At 41.0% G+C, this 2871-nt stretch carries 3 protein-coding genes; 1 reads left to right on the forward strand and 2 read right to left on the reverse strand.

Annotated features, from left to right (window positions below; genetic code table 11):
* Positions 1 to 233: 233 nt before the first annotated feature.
* On the reverse strand, positions 234 to 980 hold the full coding sequence (locus BM211_RS25625; protein ID WP_035432503.1) for a lipase family protein: 747 nt from the start codon (positions 978 to 980) through the stop codon (positions 234 to 236).
* Between the two features lie 238 nt (positions 981 to 1218).
* On the reverse strand, positions 1219 to 2001 hold the full coding sequence (locus BM211_RS25630; RefSeq protein ID WP_035432505.1) for a TIGR00266 family protein: 783 nt from the start codon (positions 1999 to 2001) through the stop codon (positions 1219 to 1221).
* Positions 2002 to 2290: 289 nt separating this feature from the next.
* Between BM211_RS25630 and cspD the strand changes: the two genes are divergently transcribed.
* A complete protein-coding gene (cspD, locus tag BM211_RS25635; protein ID WP_035432508.1) occupies positions 2291 to 2491 on the forward strand; it encodes a cold-shock protein CspD in 201 nt (66 codons plus the stop codon).
* Positions 2492 to 2871 lie beyond the last annotated feature (380 nt).

Genomic DNA, 2871 nt, shown 5'->3' on the forward strand with positions numbered 1-2871 from the left:
AGGACGTTGGAGCCCCTGACAGAGAGGCGCTTTTTGCCTCGTCCGAGGGGGCGAAACGGCCGGAGATTCTAGCCGCTAGAGCTGGACAATGCTTTTGCTGAATTTTGAGGCGGGAGTATTACTGCCCACGAATAGCGGGATAAATCGCTTCTATGCATGGCCAGTTGCTCTCGCCCACCTACCGTTCCGCGCTTGAGGTGGAGGTCTTCTCGCCAGATATGATAAAAAGTTTACTACAATTCTTTCAATGTATCTCTCTGGAAATGAGAAGAAATTGCCATTTTGTACGTAGTAATATGATGGTTTTTTATAAAGGAATGCATATTTTTCGTAAATGTCATACTGCGATGGGTATGGGAATATTCCCATTCATTTTCTTCAAATTGTACTTTACGGGGTGGAAGAAGCGGAACAACATCAAATAAATTTACGAAGCGAAAACTATTGGCAACTTGCATTTTATAATAATTTCGAAAGGCGATATCACCGACTTTTGGAGAGCCGAAATTGTAGAGTGTGTAATGAGGAAATGAAGTGTTTACACGGGCATCTAGTATGTGCAAAGCGGCAAGAGCTCCTCCTAAACTATGTCCTGTAACGAAAAGGGCTTTTGAGGAAGGCAAGGAAACGAGGGTGTCCATAATTGTATCTCGGCATGATTCATAAATAGAAAGAAATCCACTATGAACGTTCCCGCTATTTGCGGTAAATGGGTACGGTTTTTGTTGGACGATAGAATCAGCAATCCAATCACGATCTGATTGTGTTCCGCGAAAGGCTACAATAATTTGATCGTCTGATTCTAAAATGAATCCAAACCATTCTGTCATTTGAATAGCGGTTGCTTGAAAGCCTTGGACATACCGAAAGCCTTTCGGAATAGTAAAAATGCCATTTTGATTATATTGCTCATATGTTAATTCACAGCAAGTAGCTAACAATACAGCGGTATCCTTATGGAAGGATACGGAAGTTGGCATAGAAAAATCCTCCTCATGTTGAAGCGTAATTTATATAAATATCAATTGAAAATTTGCAGAGAGCGAGAGGATCTGGCCATACATAGAAACGGTCAGATCCTCTTCTTGCCATATGCCAAACAAAACAAAGAGAGTGTAAGTTACTTTTCGTTTTGCATAGCAATGACTTCATGCTGAAAAATTAGAATGAATCTATATAAATATATGAGGAGGATGTATGTTTCATTCTGTTACAAGATTATTCGTTCCCATCAAGAATGCGGCCGATTCCGCCAAGGATGCTACCTTCTCCAGAGTTAGTTGCTCCTGATCCCACAATGCGCTGTGCTAAGCGGCTTAATGTTAAGGATTGAACCCAAACTGTTCCAGGGCCTTGTAATGTTGCGAAGAATAGACCTTCGCCGCCGAAGATTGCGCTTTTCACATTCCCAACAAATTGAATATCATAGTCAACATCTCTTGTCATAGCAACAAGGCAGCCTGTATCAATTTTGAGTTTTTCTCCTGGCTTTAAATCACGCTGATAAACTGTTCCACCAGCATGCATGAACGCAAGGCCGTCACCTTCAAGCTTTTGCATAATAAATCCTTCGCCCCCGAAGAAACCGCTACCCATTTTCTTTGTAAATTCAATACCGACAGAAACACCTTTGGCAGCGCAGAGGAAAGAATCTTTTTGGCAGATTATTTTTCCTTGATATTTCGTTAAATCAACAGGAATAATTTTCCCAGGGTACGGTGCTGCAAATGAGACGTGACGCTTTTCATATCCTGTGTTTGTAAATACAGTCATAAACAAGCTTTCACCTGTTACAAGACGTTTCCCAGCACCAACAAGCTTTCCGAAAAATCCACCTGTTTGGGCAGAACCGTCACCAAATACAGTTTCCATTTCAATATTGTCTTCCATCATCATCATAGCGCCGGCTTCAGCAACTACGCTTTCCTTTGGATCTAATTCAATTTCAACAAATTGCATGTCATCGCCATATAATTTGTATTCAATTTCATGTGCTTTCATCAGTTCACCTCAAATAATAAATATGTATTAATACATCTATATTGTACCGAAAGATTTCAAAATAGAAAATACAAGTTTTGTTAATTTTCAAATAAGACATTTCTGTTTTGTTTGACGTTTTATTCCGGGCATGGTATAGTAAAAGAACTATTGAGCTGCATAATGTGGTACGGAAATAAAGCGTGTTCGTTTCAAAGCATTAGCTTGTGAGGAAATCATGATGTTTATCTCGACCGTTGTATGTAGTTTCCAATAGATAGATTTCTTTTTTATTTAGGAGGTACATGCAATGCAAACAGGAAAAGTAAAATGGTTTAACGGCGAAAAAGGTTTTGGCTTCATCGAAGTTGAAGGTGGCGAAGATGTATTCGTACATTTCTCTGCAATTCAAGGCGAAGGCTTCAAAACTTTAGAAGAAGGTCAAGAAGTTTCTTTCGAAATCGTTGAAGGTAACCGCGGACCTCAAGCTGCTAACGTTACTAAAAAGTAATGACAGCAAAAAGAAACATTCCTGAATAAGGAATGTTTCTTTTTTTTATCCCGCTCTAACGGGCAGTAAAAGGTAGGAAAGAAGCGGGAAGGGAAAACTGCCCGTAAGAGCCTGATTGGTTTAACTAACCATCGGGGAAAGGGCACCCTGGTGCAAGTTTCACTTTATCCCGCATTAACGGGCAGTAATACTCCCACCTTAAAATTCAGCGAAAGCATTGTCCAGCTCTAGCGGCTAGAATCTTCGGTCGTTTCGCCCCCTCGGACGAGGCCAAAAGCGCCTCTCTGTCGGGGGCTCCAACGTCCTACGATTCTGAACGAGCCGCTTCCGCTTTTCTTAAGAAGTTAGGTGGGAGATAAACTGCCCGTAAAAGCCCGATT

Source organism: Bacillus sp. 491mf, assembly GCF_900112415.1.
Lineage (GTDB): Bacteria > Bacillota > Bacilli > Bacillales > Bacillaceae_G > Bacillus_A.

Bases quoted from the DNA above. Each gene is read 5' to 3' on its own strand.
- BM211_RS25630 (WP_035432505.1), bottom strand. From the start codon at position 2,001: ATGAAAGCACATGAAATTGAATACAAATTATATGGCGATGACATGCAA.
- BM211_RS25625 (WP_035432503.1), bottom strand. From the start codon at position 980: ATGCCAACTTCCGTATCCTTCCATAAGGATACCGCTGTATTGTTAGCT.
- cspD (WP_035432508.1), top strand. From the start codon at position 2,291: ATGCAAACAGGAAAAGTAAAATGGTTTAACGGCGAAAAAGGTTTTGGC.